18 protein-coding genes are annotated in these 16,842 nt (G+C 68.5%); 10 read left to right on the top strand and 8 right to left on the bottom strand.

What is annotated here, in order from left to right; all coding sequences use genetic code 11:
* Positions 1 to 103: 103 nt before the first annotated feature.
* Positions 104 to 1,189: a pirin family protein gene (locus EJP67_RS06985; RefSeq protein ID WP_126020963.1), complete on the top strand. Its 1,086-nt coding sequence runs from the start codon at positions 104 to 106 to the stop codon at positions 1,187 to 1,189.
* Here the strand turns inward: EJP67_RS06985 and EJP67_RS06980 are convergent.
* The 3 genes from EJP67_RS06980 to EJP67_RS06970 all read right to left on the bottom strand — a co-directional run bounded on the left by EJP67_RS06980 (position 1,186) and on the right by EJP67_RS06970 (position 3,777).
* Complete coding sequence (locus EJP67_RS06980; RefSeq protein ID WP_126020961.1) at positions 1,186 to 1,476, bottom strand: YciI family protein; 291 nt, start codon at positions 1,474 to 1,476, stop codon at positions 1,186 to 1,188. The two genes, EJP67_RS06985 and EJP67_RS06980, sit on opposite strands and share 4 nt — an antisense overlap.
* A 118-nt stretch (positions 1,477 to 1,594) precedes the next feature.
* Positions 1,595 to 2,611 carry a tripartite tricarboxylate transporter substrate binding protein gene (locus EJP67_RS06975; RefSeq protein WP_126020959.1) on the bottom strand — a complete coding sequence of 339 codons (1,017 nt, stop codon included), beginning with the start codon at positions 2,609 to 2,611 and terminating at the stop codon, positions 1,595 to 1,597.
* A 74-nt stretch (positions 2,612 to 2,685) separates the two neighbouring features.
* Entirely contained in the window at positions 2,686 to 3,777 is a 1,092-nt protein-coding gene (locus EJP67_RS06970; RefSeq protein ID WP_126020957.1) for a tartrate dehydrogenase, read from the bottom strand.
* Between the two features lie 122 nt (positions 3,778 to 3,899).
* On the opposite strand from EJP67_RS06970, the gene EJP67_RS06965 reads away from it, so the two are divergent.
* From EJP67_RS06965 to EJP67_RS06955, 3 genes are all read left to right on the top strand, one after another.
* The gene (locus EJP67_RS06965) at positions 3,900 to 4,829 is read left to right on the top strand and encodes a LysR family transcriptional regulator (RefSeq protein ID WP_126020955.1); all 930 of its coding nucleotides are present in this window, start codon (positions 3,900 to 3,902) and stop codon (positions 4,827 to 4,829) included.
* Between the two features lie 90 nt (positions 4,830 to 4,919).
* Positions 4,920 to 5,996, top strand: a complete 1,077-nt coding sequence (locus EJP67_RS06960) for a M4 family metallopeptidase (protein ID WP_126020953.1) — start codon at positions 4,920 to 4,922, stop codon at positions 5,994 to 5,996.
* A complete protein-coding gene (locus EJP67_RS06955; RefSeq protein WP_126020951.1) occupies positions 5,993 to 6,322 on the top strand; it encodes a protealysin inhibitor emfourin in 330 nt (109 codons plus the stop codon). The genes EJP67_RS06960 and EJP67_RS06955 overlap by 4 nt, the downstream gene beginning before the upstream one ends.
* Before the next feature lie 7 nt (positions 6,323 to 6,329).
* Here the strand turns inward: EJP67_RS06955 and EJP67_RS06950 are convergent, their stop codons facing one another.
* Positions 6,330 to 7,655: an Nramp family divalent metal transporter gene (locus tag EJP67_RS06950; protein WP_126020949.1), complete on the bottom strand. Its 1,326-nt coding sequence runs from the start codon at positions 7,653 to 7,655 to the stop codon at positions 6,330 to 6,332.
* Positions 7,656 to 7,772: 117 nt separating this feature from the next.
* Between EJP67_RS06950 and EJP67_RS06945 the strand changes: the two genes are divergently transcribed.
* From EJP67_RS06945 to EJP67_RS06935, 3 genes are all read left to right on the top strand, one after another.
* Complete coding sequence (locus EJP67_RS06945; RefSeq protein WP_126020947.1) at positions 7,773 to 8,081, top strand: putative quinol monooxygenase; 309 nt, start codon at positions 7,773 to 7,775, stop codon at positions 8,079 to 8,081.
* Between the two features lie 174 nt (positions 8,082 to 8,255).
* Positions 8,256 to 8,849 (top strand): hypothetical protein, encoded by a 594-nt coding sequence (locus EJP67_RS06940; RefSeq protein ID WP_126020945.1) that lies wholly within the window; start codon positions 8,256 to 8,258, stop codon positions 8,847 to 8,849.
* A 24-nt stretch (positions 8,850 to 8,873) separates the two neighbouring features.
* Positions 8,874 to 9,470: a hypothetical protein gene (locus EJP67_RS06935; RefSeq protein WP_126020943.1), complete on the top strand. Its 597-nt coding sequence runs from the start codon at positions 8,874 to 8,876 to the stop codon at positions 9,468 to 9,470.
* A 65-nt stretch (positions 9,471 to 9,535) separates the two neighbouring features.
* Here the strand turns inward: EJP67_RS06935 and gap are convergent, their stop codons facing one another.
* From gap to EJP67_RS06920, 3 genes are read right to left on the bottom strand one after another with little or no spacing between them, the layout of a single operon-like run.
* On the bottom strand, positions 9,536 to 10,537 hold the full coding sequence (gap, locus tag EJP67_RS06930) for a type I glyceraldehyde-3-phosphate dehydrogenase (RefSeq protein ID WP_126020941.1): 1,002 nt from the start codon (positions 10,535 to 10,537) through the stop codon (positions 9,536 to 9,538).
* Positions 10,538 to 10,559: 22 nt separating this feature from the next.
* Positions 10,560 to 11,075 carry a hypothetical protein gene (locus EJP67_RS06925; protein WP_126020939.1) on the bottom strand — a complete coding sequence of 172 codons (516 nt, stop codon included), beginning with the start codon at positions 11,073 to 11,075 and terminating at the stop codon, positions 10,560 to 10,562.
* Between the two features lie 36 nt (positions 11,076 to 11,111).
* Positions 11,112 to 13,214: a transketolase family protein gene (locus tag EJP67_RS06920; RefSeq protein ID WP_126020937.1), complete on the bottom strand. Its 2,103-nt coding sequence runs from the start codon at positions 13,212 to 13,214 to the stop codon at positions 11,112 to 11,114.
* A 144-nt stretch (positions 13,215 to 13,358) separates the two neighbouring features.
* Between EJP67_RS06920 and speD the strand changes: the two genes are divergently transcribed.
* Genes speD through EJP67_RS06905 form a run of 3 tightly spaced genes read left to right on the top strand, consistent with a single transcriptional unit; the run spans position 13,359 to position 15,870 of the window.
* Entirely contained in the window at positions 13,359 to 13,739 is a 381-nt protein-coding gene (speD, locus tag EJP67_RS06915) for an adenosylmethionine decarboxylase (protein WP_019653741.1), read from the top strand.
* Positions 13,740 to 13,759: 20 nt separating this feature from the next.
* Positions 13,760 to 14,473 (top strand): nucleotidyltransferase family protein, encoded by a 714-nt coding sequence (locus EJP67_RS06910; RefSeq protein ID WP_126021267.1) that lies wholly within the window; start codon positions 13,760 to 13,762, stop codon positions 14,471 to 14,473.
* On the top strand, positions 14,470 to 15,870 hold the full coding sequence (locus EJP67_RS06905) for an aminopeptidase P N-terminal domain-containing protein (RefSeq protein ID WP_126020934.1): 1,401 nt from the start codon (positions 14,470 to 14,472) through the stop codon (positions 15,868 to 15,870). The genes EJP67_RS06910 and EJP67_RS06905 overlap by 4 nt, the downstream gene beginning before the upstream one ends.
* Here the strand turns inward: EJP67_RS06905 and EJP67_RS06900 are convergent.
* On the bottom strand, positions 15,812 to 16,786 hold the full coding sequence (locus tag EJP67_RS06900) for a LysR family transcriptional regulator (protein ID WP_126020932.1): 975 nt from the start codon (positions 16,784 to 16,786) through the stop codon (positions 15,812 to 15,814). The genes EJP67_RS06905 and EJP67_RS06900 overlap by 59 nt on opposite strands.
* Between the last annotated feature and the right edge of the window lie 56 nt (positions 16,787 to 16,842).

Below are 16,842 nucleotides of genomic sequence, written 5' to 3'. Positions count from 1 at the left end.
CACTGTTGCACGGAAGGCCCCTGGCGAAAGGCGCCGGCGGCCCGATATTCCACCCACCGGCACGGCATCATCGGCCGCGCGCCCCAAGGAAAGGAATATCCGCATGTCCGACAACAACAACGACAACAGGAGCCCCGTCGTCCAGGTCAAGCCGCTCGGCTTCCCGTGGCAAACGATCGACCCGTTCCTCTTCTGCGTCTACCACGACGACGCCTACCCGAAGGCCAACGGCCGCATGGGCCCCGAGGCCTCGCTGGCCGGCCGCCAGATCGGCCAGGACTTCAGCCGCAAGGACGGCTGGAGCATGTACCACGGCGAGACGGTGCCGGGCTTTCCCTCGCACCCGCACCGCGGCTTCGAGACCGTGACCATCGTTCGCAAGGGCCTGGTCGACCACTCCGACTCGCTGGGCGCCACCGCGCGCTTCGGCGGCGGCGACGTGCAGTGGCTCACGGCCGGCAAGGGCATCGTGCATTCCGAGATGTTCCCGCTGCTCGAGGCCGACGCCGCCAATCCGCTGGAGCTGTTCCAGATCTGGCTCAACCTGCCGGCGAAGAGCAAGATGGCCGAGCCGCACTTCACGATGTTCTGGTCGGAGGCCATCCCGCGCTTCGTGTCCGACGACGCGAAGGGCGGCCGCACCGAGGTCGCGGTGATCGCGGGCCGGCTCGGCGACGACCCGTCCAACGGCCGGGCCCCGATCCAGCCGCTGGCGCCCCCGCCAGATTCGTGGGCCGCGCAGGCAGATGCCGACGTGGCGATCTGGACGCTGAAGATGACGCCCGGCGCCCAATGGACGCTGCCCGCCGCCAGCGGCGAGGGCACGCGGCGCATGCTGTACTTCTTCAAGGGGTCGGCCGCGCGGGTCGGTGGCGAGCAGGTGCGGGGCCCGGTGGCCATCGAGCTGCGCGCGGACGTGGACGTCGAGATCGCCAACGGCGACGCCGAGGCCGCGGAGTTCCTGGTGCTGCAGGGCCGCCCGATCGCCGAGCCGGTGGTCCAGTACGGGCCCTTCGTGATGAACACGCAGGCCGAGATCAGCCAGACCATGGCCGACTACCGCCGCACGCAGTTCGGCGGCTGGCCCTGGGAAGACTCGGCGCCGGTGCACGGCCACGACGCGCCGCGCTTCGCCCGGCACCCCGGCGGGCGCGAGGAGCTGCCGGTGGATGCGGCCGCGGCGCGCTAGAAGTTCTTGAGGATCTCGACGCCCGGCGCCGTCATGCGCGGCAGGAACTCGATGACTTCGGTGCGCGCCACCCCGCCCTGCACGAAGGGGTCGCGCGCCAGCACCGCCTCCAGGCCCTCGCGGTCGCCCGAGCGCGCGAGGATCACGCCACCATGGCGCGGCACCTGCCGGCCCGAGGCCACGAAAAGACCGCTTTCGTAGTGCTTCTTGAGCCAGACCATGTGCGCATCCATCAGCGCGTCTACTTCCTCGAGCGGACGGATGTAGGTGAGGGTGACGATGAACATGGGCGGGTGGCGGTGATTTCGGAAGCCCTGATCCTATGGCCTCGGCGCCCATGCCGCTGAATGCAGGTGTGCGCGTGCGTAACCGGCTGCACGCCGCCGTCCGCCATCCGGCGCGGCGCTATTCGATCGCCACCCCGCCTTCCTTCACCAGCTTCGCGAACTTCGCCGTCTCCTCGCGGATCTGCCGCGCCATCTCTTCCTGCGTGCCGCCCAGCGGCTCGGCGCCGATGGCCTGCATGCGCTGCGCGAAATCGGGCGAATGGATGATCTTCACCATCTCGGCGTTCAGGCGCGCCACGATCTCCTTCGGCGTGGCCGCGGGCGCCAGCACGCCGAACCAGGTGCCGATGTCGAAGCCCTTGAGCCCGGCCTCATCCAGCGTCGGCACGTCTGGCAACACCGACGAGCGCCGCGCGGTGGTCACCGCCAGCGCACGCAGCTTGCCGCCCTTGATGTGCTGCAGCACCGGCGTGATGGTGTCGAAGGACATCGCCACCTGCCCGCCGAGCAGGTCGGTGGTCAGCGGCCCGCTTCCCTTGTAGGGCACATGCAGCAGCTTCGCGCCGGTGCTGGCCTGGAACTGCGTACCGATCAGGTGCTGCGCCGTGCCGTTGCCGTTGGAGCCGTAGGCCAGCTTCTCGGGCGCGACCTTGGCGAGCGCCACCAGTTCGGCCACGGTCTTCGCGGGCGTGTTCACGGCGTTGACGACCAGCACGTTCGGAACCATCGCCACCACGGTGATGGGCGCCAGGTCCTTCTGGAAGTCGTAGGGCAGCTTCCTGTAGACGCTGGTGGCGATGGTGTGGTGCACCGCGCCCATCAGCAGCGTGTAGCCGTCGGGCTTTGCCTTCGCCACGTAGTCGGCGCCCAGCGTGGCGCCGGCGCCGGGCTTGCTCTCGACCACCACCGGCTGGCCCAGCGACTGCGAGAGCCTGTCGGCCAGCGCGCGGGCCAGCACGTCGGTGGTGCCGCCGGCGGGAAAGGGCACGACGAGGCTGATCGGCCGCGTGGGCCAACCGGGGGTGGCCTGAGCCTGCTGCGCGAGGGCGAGGGCGGTGGTGCCCAGTCCCATTGCGATGGCTGCGGCCTGCAGCAAGGTGCGCCGATACGGACGCGCGTTCAAGGAAGCGTTCATGGTCTTGTCTCCGGCTCGTTGTTCTGCGGCGCGCGCTTCGAGGCGCGCGGATACCGTGGAATCTTGGGGGCCGATCAGGCCGCCAGCCGCAGCGGTTCTGCAGCTATGTGCGCGCACACCGCACGCGTCACCTCGTCGGTGGTCGCGTTGCCGCCCAGGTCGCGCGTGTGCAGCGCGGGGTTGGCCGTGACGTGCTCCACCGCTGCCATCACGCGGCGCGCGGCCTCCGTCTCGCCGAGGTGCTCCAGCAGCATCACCACCGACCAGAAGGTGCCCACCGGGTTGGCGAGCCCCTTGCCCATGATGTCGAAGGCCGAGCCGTGGATGGGCTCGAACATCGACGGGTAGCGCCGCTCCGGGTCGATGTTGCCGGTGGGCGCGATGCCCAGGCTGCCCGCGAGCGCGGCCGCAAGGTCGCTGAGGATGTCGGCGTGCAGGTTGGTGGCGACGATGGTGTCGAGCGTGGCGGGCCTGTTGACCATGCGCGCGGTCATCGCGTCCACGAGTTCCTTGTCCCAGCTCACGTCGGGGAACTCCTTCGAGACCTGCAGCGCGATCTCGTCCCACATCACCATCGCGTGGCGCTGCGCGTTGCTCTTGGTGACCACCGTGAGCAGCTTGCGCGGCCGCGAGCGTGCCAGCCCGAAGGCGAAGCGCATGACGCGCTCCACGCCCGCACGGGTCATCATGCTCACGTCGGTGGCGGCCTCGATCGGATGGCCCTGGTGCACGCGGCCGCCGACGCCGGCGTACTCGCCCTCGGAGTTCTCGCGCACGATCACCCAGTTCAGGTCTTCCGCCCTGCAGCGCTTCAGCGGCGCGTCGATGCCCGGCAGGATGCGCGTGGGCCGCACGTTGGCGTACTGGTCGAAGCCCTGGCAGATCTTCAGGCGCAGGCCCCACAGCGTGATGTGGTCGGGAATGTGCGGATCGCCCGCGGAGCCGAAAAGAATCGCGTCCTTGCCGCGAAGCGCGTCGAGGCCGTCGGCCGGCATCATCTCGCCGTGCGCGCGGTACCAGTCGCCGCCCCAGCCGAAGTCCTCGAAGCTGAACTTCAGCGCGCCGCCGGAGGCCTCGGCCAGCGCCTCCATCACCTGGCGGCCTGCGGGTATCACTTCCTTGCCGATGCCGTCGCCGGGAATGGTGGCGATGCTGTAGCTGCTCATCGTCGATGTCCTTCTTCGTGTGTAGGTGCTCTGTCGGGCTCCCACTGTAGGATCGGCCGCGTCGAACGATTCACGCCGGAAGTGAATCCATCGTTAACCTGAATTCAACAATCGGATCGACCATGGCAGCCCCGGTACATCCCGCCGACCTCGGTTTCTTCTCCACGCTCGCGGCCAGCGGCAGCCTGAGCGCCGGAGCGCGCGAGCTCGGCATCAGCACGCCTGCGGTGAGCAAGCGGCTCGCGCAGATGGAATCGCGCCTGGGCGTCACGCTGGTGAACCGCACCACGCGGCGCATGAGCCTCACGCCCGAAGGCGAGCTCTACGTGGCGCACGCGCGCCGCATCCTCGGCGAGATCGACGACATGGCGCAGCTGCTGGGCGGCGCCAAGGGCGAGCCGCAAGGCCTGCTGCGCGTGAACGCCACGCTGGGCTTCGGGCGCAGCCACGTGGCGCCGCTGATCTCGAAGTTCGCGAAGAAGCATCCGCAGGTCGAAGTACAGCTGCAGCTCTCGGTGAACCCGCCGCCGCTGACCGAAGACGCCTTCGACGTCTGCATCCGCTTCGGCGCGCCGCCCGAGGCCCGCGTGATCGCGCGGCGCATCGCGTCGAACCGGCGCCTGCTGTGCGCCTCGCCGGCCTACCTCGCGCGCGCCGGACAGCCCAAGGTGCCCAACGACCTCACGCGCCATCGCTGCATCGGCATCCGACAGGGCGACGAGGGCTACGGCATCTGGCGGCTGAGCACCGGGCGCGGCAGCGCGCAGCGCACCGAGGCGGTGAAGACGCGCGGCATGCTCAGCACCAACGACGGCGAGATCGCGGTCAACTGGGCGCTCGACGGCCACGGCATCCTGATGCGCGCCGAGTGGGACATCGCGCGCTACCTGCGCAGCGGCAGGCTGGTGCAGGTGCTGGCCAGCTACCGCACGCCCGATGCCGACATCTACGCCGTCTATCCGCAGCGCCACCAGCTGTCGGCGCGCGTGCGAACTTTCGTCGACTTCATGGCCGCTGCGCTGGGCAAAGACGACATGCCGCCCAGGGCTTGAGGCTCGATCCGACAGAGGTGAGCCTGTGTTTCTGCTACGGTGTTCCGGAACCGTCGACACCCGTGAAAGACACTTGGAGAAAGGCCTGCCATGCCCTCGCGCGAACCGCAGATCCTGCCCCCCGCCTTCGTGCCGCCGTACCTGCTGAGCCGGCTCGCCGAAAGCGCCAGCCCGCCGCTGAGCGACTGCGCAGCCAACACGCTGACCATCGACCGCGAACATCGCGCGCTGCGCGGCCTGGTGCCGCCGGCGGTGGTCTCGAACATCACCGGCACGCCGGTGCGCCCAGCGCGGCCCGACTCGCCCGAGCGCGCCATCCACGATGCGGGCCACACGACCGAGCTGCCCGGCAGGCTGGTGCGCACCGAAGGCAAGCCCGCCACCGGCGACATCGCGGCCGACGAGGCCTACGAGCACCTCGGCGCCACATGGCGGCTGTACCACGACGTGTACGGGCGCGACTCCATCGACGGCGCGGGCATGCCGCTGACCGGCAGCGTGCACTACGGCAGGAACTACGACAACGCCTTCTGGAACGGCGCGCAGATGGTGTTCGGCGATGGCGACGGCCAGGTCATGAACCGCTTCACCATCGCGGTGGACATCATCGGCCACGAGCTCACCCACGGCGTGATCGACCACGAGGCCGCGCTCGTCTACCAGGGGCAGCCCGGCGCGCTCAACGAATCGATCTGCGACGTGTTCGGCGTGCTGGTGAAGCAGCACACGCTGAAGCAGACCGCGCGGCAGGCCGACTGGCTGATCGGCGCCGGGCTCTTCATGTCGAGCGTGAAGGCGAAGGCCCTGCGCTCGATGGCCGAGCCCGGCACCGCCTACGACGACCCGGTGATCGGCAAGGACCCGCAGCCCGCGCACATGAAGGACTTCGTCTCCACCACGCAGGACAACGGCGGCGTGCACATCAACTCGGGCATTCCGAACCGCGCCTTCTACCTGGCTGCCGTTGCCGTGGAAGGACCGGCGTGGGAGGGCGTGGGCCGCGTCTGGTACGACACGCTGCGCGACAGGCGCCTGCGCGCGGACGCCGACTTCGCGGCCTTCGCCACGCTCAGCATCGAGATGGCGTCGCGTCGCTTCGGCGCGGGCAGCGCGGTGCACAAGGCCGTGGCCGATGCATGGCTGGCCACCGGAGTGACCGAGCCATGATCCGCCTGCCGCGGCTCGATGAAGCCACCGTCGTGCGCGTGACGCGCGAAGGCGGGCTGGCCTACCTGCCGGGCCTGTCGCGGCCGCGCAGCTTCCAGCTCGGCGACTGCACCGACGCGCTGCGCCGCCAGATCGGCGACGCGCTGCAAAGCGCCGTGCCCCATGCCGGCCAGCCCGGCGCGACGGTGAGCGGCGGCGACCAGCGCTTCTATCGGGTCGAGGTGCTGGTGCAGGGCACCGAGGAAATCTCCGTGAGCTTCGAAGTGCCGGAAGCCGAGGCGCCCGAAGCGCTGGTGCACCTGTGGAAGGACGCGGGCACGCCCTGAAGCCGGCTCAATTGCCCGTGGCCACGGAGGCGATGAGCCACACGTTGGCCGCGCCGATCACGCCGAACAGCAGCCACGCGAGCGACTTCACCACCGGCCCGTTGGCGAAGCCGCCCATCAGCGCGCGGCTGCTCGTGAAGCGGATCAGCGGCCACATCGCGAACGGCAGCTGGAAGCTCAGCACCACCTGGCTGAGCACCAGCATCTTGCCCACGCCGCCGTCGCCGAACCACCACACGCCCAGCCATGCCGGGCCCAGCGCCAGCGCACGCGTGATGAGCCTGCGCTGCCAGCACGGGATCTTCAGGTCGAGGAAGCCTTCCATGATGATCTGGCCCGCGATGGTGCCGGTGAAGGTCGAGCTCTGGCCCGAAGCCAGCAGCGCGATGCCGAACAGCGTGGCCGCGACGGCGCTGCCGACGATGGGCTCCAGCAGCCGGTAGGCGTCGTCGATCTCCGTCACCTCGCGGTGGCCGGTGGCGTGGAAGGCACTGGCCGCCAGCACCATGATCGCCGCGTTGACCAGCAGCGCGAGCGAGAGCGACACCACCGCGTCGAGCGTGCAGAAGCGCACCGCCTCGCGTCGAGCGGGCTCGGTGTCGGCGATCAGGCGCGTCTGCACGATGGAGGAATGCAGGTACAGGTTGTGGGGCATCACCGTCGCGCCGACGATGCCGATGGCCAGGTACAGCGCGCCCGGCTGGTGCAGCCGCTCCAGGCTCGGGCCGAAGCCCATCGCCACGCCGAACCAGTTGGGCGGCGACATCGCGAGCTCGACGACGAAGCAGGCCGCGATGGTGCCGACGAGCCCCAGCACGATGGCCTCCACGCGCCGGAAGCCCGCGCCCTGCAGGCCCAGCACCAGCAGCGTGTCGAAAGCCGTGATGCCGATGCCCACCGGAATCGACACGCCGAACAGCAGGTGCAGCGCGAGCGCGCTGCCCAGCACCTCGGCGAGGTCGCAGGCCACGATGGCCAGCTCGGCGCCCAGCCACAGGAAACGGTTGACGCGCGGCGAGTAATGCTCGCGGCAGGCGCGCGCCAGGTCCTTGCGCGCGACGATGCCCAGCCGCACGCACAGCGTCTGCAGCAGCATGGCAGACAGGCTCGCCAGCAGCACCACGAACAGCAGCCCGTAGCCGAAGCGCGAGCCGGCCTCGATGTCGGTGGCCCAGTTGCCCGGGTCCATGTAGCCGACCGACACCAGCAGGCCCGGGCCCGCGTAGCGCATCAGCTTCTTGAAGAAAGGCAGTTCCTGCGGGACGGCCACGCTGCCCTTGACTTCGGAAGGGCAGAAGGGCGCGGTGGCCGTGCGAGGGAGCGGGAAGAACATGCAGGCGATGATAGGGACAAGGCCGCGGCGTTGTCGCGGACCTGACCGGCAGTGCCGCGCCGAATCTCTTAGATTCGACCGTCGTCATTCACCACTCATCCAACCGGAGACTTTTCAATGATCCACGTCGTCGCCGTCATCACCGCCAAGCCGGGCCAGCGCGCCAGGCTGCTCGAAGCCTTCGCCGAGAACCGCGCGGCCGTGCTGGCCGAGGCAGGCTGCATCGAGTACGGCGCCACGGTCGATGCGCAGGGCATCCCCGCGTCGAAGGCCAGCTTCGGCCCCGACACCTTCGTCGTGATCGAGAAGTGGGAAACGCTGGCGCACCTGCAGGCGCACGCGGTCGCGCCGCACATGAAGGCGCACAGCGAGAAGACGAAGGAGCTCACCGCGGGCAAGCTGATCCACGTGCTCGAGCCGGTCTGAGGCCCGTCTTAGTCCGTTCGTCCTTTCCGCTCCCGTCGCGCACCTTCCGGTTTCGCGGCATCACGCATTCGCGCGCCGCGCGATGCGTGCTACCGTCGCGCCGGGAGCACGCGCCACCGATGCACGATGCATGCATCGCGGGCCTCGTGAAGATGCAGAGAGGGGACCGAACGGATGGCGATCTTTAGTTCGCAGCAGGGCTGGCGTTTGCGCAGCCTGCTCTTGCCCGGCGCGCTGGCAGCCGCCGTTCTGGCCACCGGCTGCGCGCCATTGCTGGCGCCGCCCTACGCGGCCGACTACGAGACCCTCGACAAGCTGGAGGCAACGCGGCCCGGCCCGGTGGCCCTCGCGAAGGCGCAGCCCACCGATGCGGACGACAAGGTCAACACCGTGCGCCTGCGCAGTGCCCGGCTGCTGTCGCCCAGCGGCAGCTTCGCGCAGTACCTGCAGGACGCGATGATGCGCGACCTCAGCGAGATCTCCGTCTACGACCCGAAGGCGCCCACGCGCATCGCGGCGCGCGTGCTGGCCAACGAGATCGACCTGGGCGTGATCAACGGCACCGGCCGCATGGACGTGGAGATCACCGTCGCGCGCGACGCCACGCAGCGCCTGCGCAAGACCTACCGCGCCGAGACCGCCTTCGATTCGAGCTACGCGAGCATCGTCGCCGTGCCTGCCGGACAGGCCGCGTATCCGCGCCTCGTGCGTGCGCTGCTGCGGCAGGTGTACGCCGACCCGCAGTTCGTGGCCGCCATCGGCCGTTGATCCCAGAGGTCAGGAGGCGCTTCGATGCAGTTCCCCTTTTCTTCTTCTCTTCCGGTGGCCATGGCGCTGTCGGCACTGCTGCTGCTCGCCGGCTGCGTGCACCCGATCACCATGATCACCGAGACCGCACCGGCTCGCTCGCAGGCGCACCTCATCCCGAAGAAGGTCGCCTACGTGATGACCGATGCGGATCGAGACCTGGAAGTGATCACCCCAGGCGGCAGCGGCGACCGCGTGAGCTACTACCCGTACCGCGACCTGGAGAAGTCGATACGCGACGCGTTGCGCGCCGTCTACCGCGACGTGGTCGTTCTGCGCACCGCTGGCGACGCGAAGGCCAACGAGGCGGCGGGCGTGTCGCTGGTGTTCTCGCCGCGCATCAAGACCGATTCGAGCTCGTCCTCATGGATCAGCTGGCCGCCGACCTCGTTCACGGCCGAGGTCTCGTGCGTGGTGACCGATGCGGCAGGCGCCGAGGTCACGCGCGTGCGCGCCGTGGGCAACGGCACGGCCGAGTTCGGGGAGTTCAAGGGCGACTTCGGGTTGGCGGCGCGACGGGCTGCGACGCGGTTGACTTCGCAGCTGAGCAGCGAGGTCCGCAGGAACGAGAAGCTGCGCTAGCGGCGAGCAGGAGCCCAAATAAAAAACGCGCCCGAGGGCGCGTTTTTCGTCGAGGCCGTGAAGTCTTACTTCGAGACGACCTTCACCATTTCGAGGCACTTGTTCGAGTAGCCCCATTCGTTGTCGTACCAGCTCACGAGCTTCACGAAGGTGCCGTCGAGCGCGATGCCGGCTTCGGCGTCGAAGATCGAGGTGCGCGGGTCGCCGCGGAAGTCGGTGGCCACCACCTTGTCTTCGGTGTAGCCCAGCACGCCCTTGAGCGCGCCTTCGCTCTGCGCCTTCATCTCGGCGCAGATTTCCTTGTACGTGGCTTCCTTCACCAGCTCGACCGTCAGGTCGACCACCGACACGTCGGAAGTCGGCACGCGGAAGCTCATGCCGGTGAGCTTCTTGTTGAGCTCGGGAATCACCACGCCCACGGCCTTGGCCGCGCCCGTCGACGACGGGATGATGTTTTCCAGGATGCCGCGGCCGCCGCGCCAGTCCTTGTTGCTCGGGCCGTCCACGGTCTTCTGCGTGGCGGTGGCGGCGTGCACGGTGGTCATCAGGCCGCGCTTGATGCCCCACTTGTCGTTCAGCACCTTGGCCAGCGGGGCCAGGCAGTTGGTGGTGCAGCTGGCGTTGCTGATGATGGCTTCGCCGGCGTACTTCTTGTCGTTCACGCCGTAGACGAACATGGGGGTGTCGTCCTTCGACGGTGCCGACAGGATCACCTTCCTGGCGCCCGCGTCGATGTGCTTCTGCGCGGTTTCCTTCGTCAGGAAGAGACCGGTCGACTCGAGCACGATGTCGGCGCCGACTTCGTTCCACTTCAGTTGCGCGGGGTCGCGCTCCTGCGTCAGGCGGATCTTCTTGCCGTTCACGATCAGCGTGCTGCCTTCGACCGTCACTTCACCCTTGAAGCGGCCATGCACCGAGTCGTACTGGAGCATGTAGGCCAGGTAGTCGGGCTCGAGCAGGTCGTTGATGGCGACGATTTCGATGTCGTTCTTGAAGTTCTGCACGGCTGCGCGCAGCACGTTGCGACCGATGCGGCCGAAGCCGTTGATACCGAGTTTGATAGCCATGGGTTCTCCTAGAGTTTAAAAACTATTCTGCTACCCGCACCTTGCGCGCGAACAGGAAGAGGGCGGCACTGGCAAGCAACACCAGGCCCGATTGAAGGAAGCGATCTTTGGCGGACTGCCAACTTTCTGCCGTGGCCTCTGCAAGCGACCAGATCATCCTGTCGCCCTGTTGCAACTGCATCACCGTGGCGAAATCGCTTTTCTCGACCCACAACTTGACGCGCGTAGGCGTTGTCGCGTCCATGGTAATCCTCTGCAGTCGCTCCAGTACCTGCGGCTCGCTGGGAAAGCCGAAGGTGATCTCTCTCTTTTGATCGTCGAGACCGGCGAGCATGTAGCGCATGTCCGTGGAGTATCCGGTTCTCTTGTTGTGTACGAACTCCCGCAACACTTTGGTGGGCTGGATCTCATGGACCGCCAGCCTTTCGAGAGAGGGGGGCATCTTTCCGATGCCTGCCATTGCGATCAAGATTGCGAAAAGCACAAGCAACCCGCTGAACCAGTAGAGCGAGTCGCGTGCGTTAAGCGAGATCTTCATCGTGACTTGCCGATCGGTCGCTGCCTCTGCCGGTGTTCAGAGATCGAGCGCCGCCTGGACCGTGGCGGCCACGTTCTCCGCCGTGAATCCGAAGTGCTTGAACAGCACCGGCGCGGGCGCCGATTCGCCGTACGTGTCGATGCCGACGACGGCCGCGCAGCCGTACTTCCACCAGCCGCCGGTGCAGCCCATTTCCACGGCGATGCGCGGCAGCTTCTTGGGCAGCACGGCCTTCTTGTAGGCCAGGTCCTGGCGGTCGAAGGTGGTGGTCGAGGGCATCGACACCACGCGCACGGCGATCTTCTTCTCGGCCAGCAGCTTCTGGGCTGCCAGCGCGAGCGGCACTTCGGAGCCGGTGGCGATGATGACGGCCGCCGTCTTCTTGTTCTTGAGGCCGACGTTCTCCGGCTCGGAGAGCACGTAGGCGCCGCGGCTGATGTCGCCGAGCTCGCTCTTGGGCGAGTAGGCGATGTTCTGGCGGCTCAGCAGCAACGCGGTCGGGCGCGACTGGTTCTGCAGCGCCACGGCCCAGGCCACGGCCGTCTCGGCGGTGTCCGAAGGGCGCCAGACGTCGAGGTTCGGGATCAGGCGCAGCGAGGCAGCGTGCTCGATCGACTGGTGCGTGGGGCCGTCTTCGCCCAGGCCGATGGAGTCGTGCGTGAACACGTGGATCACGCGGCGCTTCATCAGCGCGGCCATGCGGATGGCGTTGCGGCTGTAGTCGCTGAAGGTGAGGAAGGTGCCGCCGTAGGGGATGTAGCCACCGTGCAGCGCCACGCCGTTCATGATGGCGGCCATGCCGAACTCGCGCACGCCGTAGTTGATGTGGCGGCCGATGGTGCCATGCGGCGCTTCGGCCGGGGCTTCGGGCTTGGCTTCGTCTTCAGCGCCCTGCTTGGCAGGAAGGGCCGGCACGTTCATGACCACCGAGCCGGTCTTCGGATCGAAGCGCAGGGCGGCCGTGCTCTTGGTGTTGGTGAGGTTCGAGCCGGTCAGGTCGGCGCTGCCGCCGAGCATCTCGGGCAGCGCGGCGGTGAAGGCTTCGAGCGCGAGCTGGCTGGCCTTGCGGCTGGCGACGGTCTCGCCCTTGGTGTGGGCGGCAACCACGGTGTCGAACGCGACCTGGTGGAAGTCCTTGGGCAGCTCGCCCTTCATGCGGCGGGTGAACTCCGCGGCCAGCTCGGGGTAGGCGGCGGCGTAGGCGGCGAACCTGTCGTTCCACTCGGCTTCTGTCTTGGCGCCGGCTTCCTTGTGGTCCCAGTCGGCGTACACCTCGGCCGGGATCTCGAAGGCGGGATAGGGCCAGCCGATGGCTTCGCGGGTGAGCACGATTTCTTCCGCGCCCAGCGCCTCGCCGTGCGCCTTGGCGGTGCCGGCACGGTTCGGGCTGCCCTTGCCGATGACGGTCTTGCAGACGATCAGCGTGGGCTTCGACTCTTCCTTCCTGGCCTTGGCGATGGCCTTGGACACCGCAGCGGCGTCGTTGCCGTCGATCGGGCCGATGACGTTCCAGCCGTAGGCCTTGAAGCGCTCTTCGGTGTTGTCGATGAACCAGGGCTTGACCTGGCCGTCGATGCTGATGCCGTTGTCGTCGTACAGCGCGATCAGCTTGTTCAGGTGCCAGGCGCCGGCCAGCGCGCAGGCTTCGTGGCTGATGCCTTCCATCATGCAGCCGTCGCCCAGGAAGACGTAGGTGTGATGGTCGACCACCGTGTGGTCCTTGCGGTTGAACTCGGCCGACAGCAGCTTCTCCGCGAGCGCGAAGCCCACCGCGTTGGTGATGCCCTGGCCCAGCGGGCCGGTGGTGGTCTCGACGCCCGGGGTCACGTCGACTTCGGGGTGGCCGGCGGTCTTGCTGTGCAGCTGGCGGAAGTTCTTGAGTTCGCCGATGGGCAGGTCGTAGCCGGTCAGGTGCAGCACCGAGTACAGCAGCATCGAGGCGTGGCCGTTCGACAGCACGAAGCGGTCGCGGTCGAACCAGTGCGGGTTGGCGGGGTTGTAGCGCAGGTGATCGCCCCAGAGTGCGACGGCCATGTCGGCCATGCCCATCGGTGCGCCCGGATGTCCGGAATTTGCTTGTTGGACGGCATCCATGGCCAGTGCGCGGATTGCGTTGGCCATCAGGGCGTGGTTTGCCATGTGCGGTGGACTTTCGGAGGGAAAAGAGGGGTTGGGGTGGGGAGAACCCGCGATTTTACCGGGCGAGCCCCGGACGCTCCCGATACGGCCTGAACACCCTTCCGATGTTCTTGTGCGTCAGGCGGACTGCTAGAGTTGCCACCCATGCACGGGCTGCACCTCACCGCCGACCTCCACGACTGCCAATGCGGCCCCCAGTGGCTCACCGACCGCGACGCGCTGGGGGCCGTCTGCCTCAAGGCGGTGGCGGCCGCCGGGCTGCAGGCGGTGGGCAAGCTGATCCACGGCTTCCCGGCCACGCCGCAAGGGCCGGGCGGCGTCACGGCCACGGTGCTGCTGGCCGAATCGCACCTGTGCATCCACACCTGGCCCGAGCAGCGCGGCGTGACGCTGGATGTGTACGTCTGCAACTTCAGCGGCGACCACTCGGCCAAGGCGCATGCGCTGATGGAGTGCCTGGTGTCGCTGTTCCAGCCCCGGCACAGCGAGCGCAACGAACTGCAGCGCGGACGGGTCGCGGCGTGAGCGGCAACGCGGTGCGCGCCATGATCCTGGCCGCCGGGCGCGGCGAGCGCATGCGGCCGCTGACCGACTCCTGCCCCAAGCCCCTGCTGGAGGTGCGTGGCAGGCCCCTGATGCAATGGCCGATGGAGGCGCTGGCCGCCGGCGGCTTCGCCGAGCTGGTCGTCAATACCGACTGGCTGGGCAAGCAGATTTCGGACCGGTTCGGCGCAAAGCCTTTGCTGGACGGGCATTCCGCGCTATCGATTTCATACTCCGACGAGGGCCGTGACTTCGGCGGCGCCCTGGAGACGGCCGGCGGCATCGTGCGCGCGCTGCCCCTGCTGGGCGACGTGTTCTGGGTCGCGGCCGGCGACGTGTTCGCGCCCGGATTCGCCTTCACGCAGGCCTCGGTCGAGCGTTTCGTCGCCAGCGGCAGGCTCGCGCATCTCTGGCTGGTGCCAAACCCCGCGCACAACCCGAAGGGCGATTTCGGCCTCTCGCCGGAGGGCCTCGCGCTCAACACCGCCGCCGAGAAGTACACCTTCTCGACCATCGGCCTGTACCGCGCCGCACTCTTCGCGCCGCCCTACTGCGACATCCCGAGCGGCAACCCGGCCGGCCGCAAAGCCCCATTGGCGCCGATCCTGCGCGCCGCGATGGACAATGAACTCGTGAGCGCCGAGCTCTACACCGGCCCCTGGACCGACGTGGGAACCCCCGAACGGCTCGCCCAACTGAACACGCCAACAAGATGACCGCAGCAGACATCGCCACCACGATCTACGCCGAGCGCCGCGCGCGCCTCGCCTCGCAACTCGGCAAGGACGGCATCGCCATCATCCCGACCGCGCCCGAGCGGCCGCGCAACCGCGACACCGACTTCCTCTACCGCCACGACAGCTACTTCTATTACCTGACCGGCTTCACCGAGCCCAACGCCTGGCTGGTGCTGGCGGGCGACGGCCGCGCCACGCTCTTCTGCGCGCCCAAGGACATCGAGCGCGAGATCTGGGACGGCTACCGCCTGGGGCCCGACGCGGCGCCCGCGGTGCTCGGCGTCGACGAGGCCTTCCCCGTCACCGAGCTCGACGCGAAGCTGCCCAAGCTGCTGGAGAACCGCGCCACCGTGTGGTTTCCCTTCGCCATCCACAAGGGCCTGGAAAGCCGCGTCGACGGCTGGCTGCAGTCGGTACGCGCGCGCGTGCGTTATGGCGCGCTGTGCCCCGACGAGCAGCGCGACCTGTGCGGCCCGCTCGACGAGATGCGGCTGGTCAAGGACGCGCACGAGCAGGACATCATGCGCCGCGCTGCGCAGATCAGCGCCCGCGCGCACGTGCGTGCGATGCAGCTGTCGGCCCGCATGCTGCGCGAGGGCAAGGATGCGCGCGAGTACCACCTCGACGCCGAGCTGCTGCATGAATTCCGCCTCGGCGGCTCGCAATACCCGGCGTACTACTCCATCGTCGCGGCCGGCGCCAACGCCTGCGTGCTGCACTACCGCGCCGACGCCGCACCCGTGCGCAAGGGCGAGCTGGTGCTGATCGACGCCGGCTGCGAGCTCGACGGCTACGCCAGCGACATCACCCGCACCTTCCCGGCCGACGGCAAGTTCAGCGGCCCGCAGCGCGCGCTGTACGACCTGGTGCTGGCCAGCCAGGACGCGGCGGCTGCCGCCACCAGGGCCGGCAACCGCTTCAACGATCCGCACGACGCCGCGGTGCGGGTGCTCGCGCAGGGCATGCTCGACTTCGGCCTGCTCGATGCCAACAGGGTCGGCAGCGTCGACGACGTGATCGACAAGCGCGCCTACTTCCAGTTCTACATGCACCGCACCGGCCACTGGCTCGGCATGGACGTGCACGACTGCGGCAGTTATGTCGAGCCCACGCAGGTGGGCGAGGTGAGCGAGCGCAAGGACCCGCTGTCGAACGAAGTCATCAAGAACCGCCCCAGCCGCATCCTGCACCCCGGCATGGTGCTCACGCTGGAGCCCGGCATCTACGTGCGCCCCGCCGAGGGCGTGCCGGAGCAGTTCCACAACATCGGCATCCGCATCGAGGACGACGCGATCGTCACCGCCACCGGCTGCGAACTCATTTCGCGCGGCGTGCCGGTGAAGGCGGACGAGATCGAGGCGCTGATGCGGGCTTGACCGCCCGCTGCGACACCGGCGGCGGCGCGTGCCGCGCCTGCAGGAAGTCGATGAACACCCGCAGCTTGCGCGGCATCTGCGCGCGGCTCGGGTAGTAGAGATAGAAGCCCGGAAAGGTCGGCCACCATGGTTCGAGCAGCGGCACGAGACGGCCGCTGGCGAAGTCTTCGCGCACCGCGCCTTCGAACGATGTGGCAATGCCCGCGCCCGAGCGCGCGGCCGCGAGCAGCAGGTCTGCGTCGTTGCTGACGAGCGGGCCTGCGAGCTCCACGTCGAGCACGCGATCGTCCTGCGCGTACTCCCAGCGATAGAGGCCACCCGTGGTGAGGCGGTAGTTCAGGCAGCGGTGCTCGCGCAGGTCCTCGGGCGTGCGCGGTGGCTTGCGCCCCTTCAGGTAGCTGGGCGCCGCGTACGTCACCATGCGCAGCGGCCCGCCGACCGGCACGGCCACCACATCCTGCGCCAGGCTTTCGCCCAGGCGGATGCCGGCGTCGAAGCCGCCTTCCACCAAGTCGACCATGCGGTTGTTGCAGACGAACTCGAGCGTGATGTCCGGGTAGGCATCGGCGAAGGCGCCGAAGTGCGGAAAGAAGAGCAGCTCGGCCGCCACGCGCGAGACGTTCAGGCGCAGCAGGCCGGCAGGCCTGTCGCGCGCCTCGTCGATGCCTTCGACCGCCTGCGCGAGCGCGGCCAGGCCCTGCTGCGCACCCGCGAGGAACTGTTGGCCCAGTTCAGTCACGCCGACGCGGCGCGTGGTGCGGTCGAGCAGGCGCACGCCGAGCTTCTGTTCGAGCGTGCGCACGGTCTGCGAAAGGGCCGATGGCGACAGGCCCAGCTCCTGCGCGGCGCGTGTGAAGCTGGCGTGGTGCGCCACGCGGGCGAAGGCGGCGATAGCGGGGAGCAGGTCGGGCGACATGGCGGCCATTATGAAGACTGACTTCATAAAGCATTCGCTCCAACAGGCTTTTTCCA

The organism is Variovorax guangxiensis, assembly GCF_003952165.1.
Taxonomy (GTDB): Bacteria; Pseudomonadota; Gammaproteobacteria; order Burkholderiales; family Burkholderiaceae_C; genus Variovorax; species Variovorax guangxiensis.
Note: the sequence above shows the minus strand (reverse complement) of the source record. Positions and strands in the feature narration are given on the sequence as shown.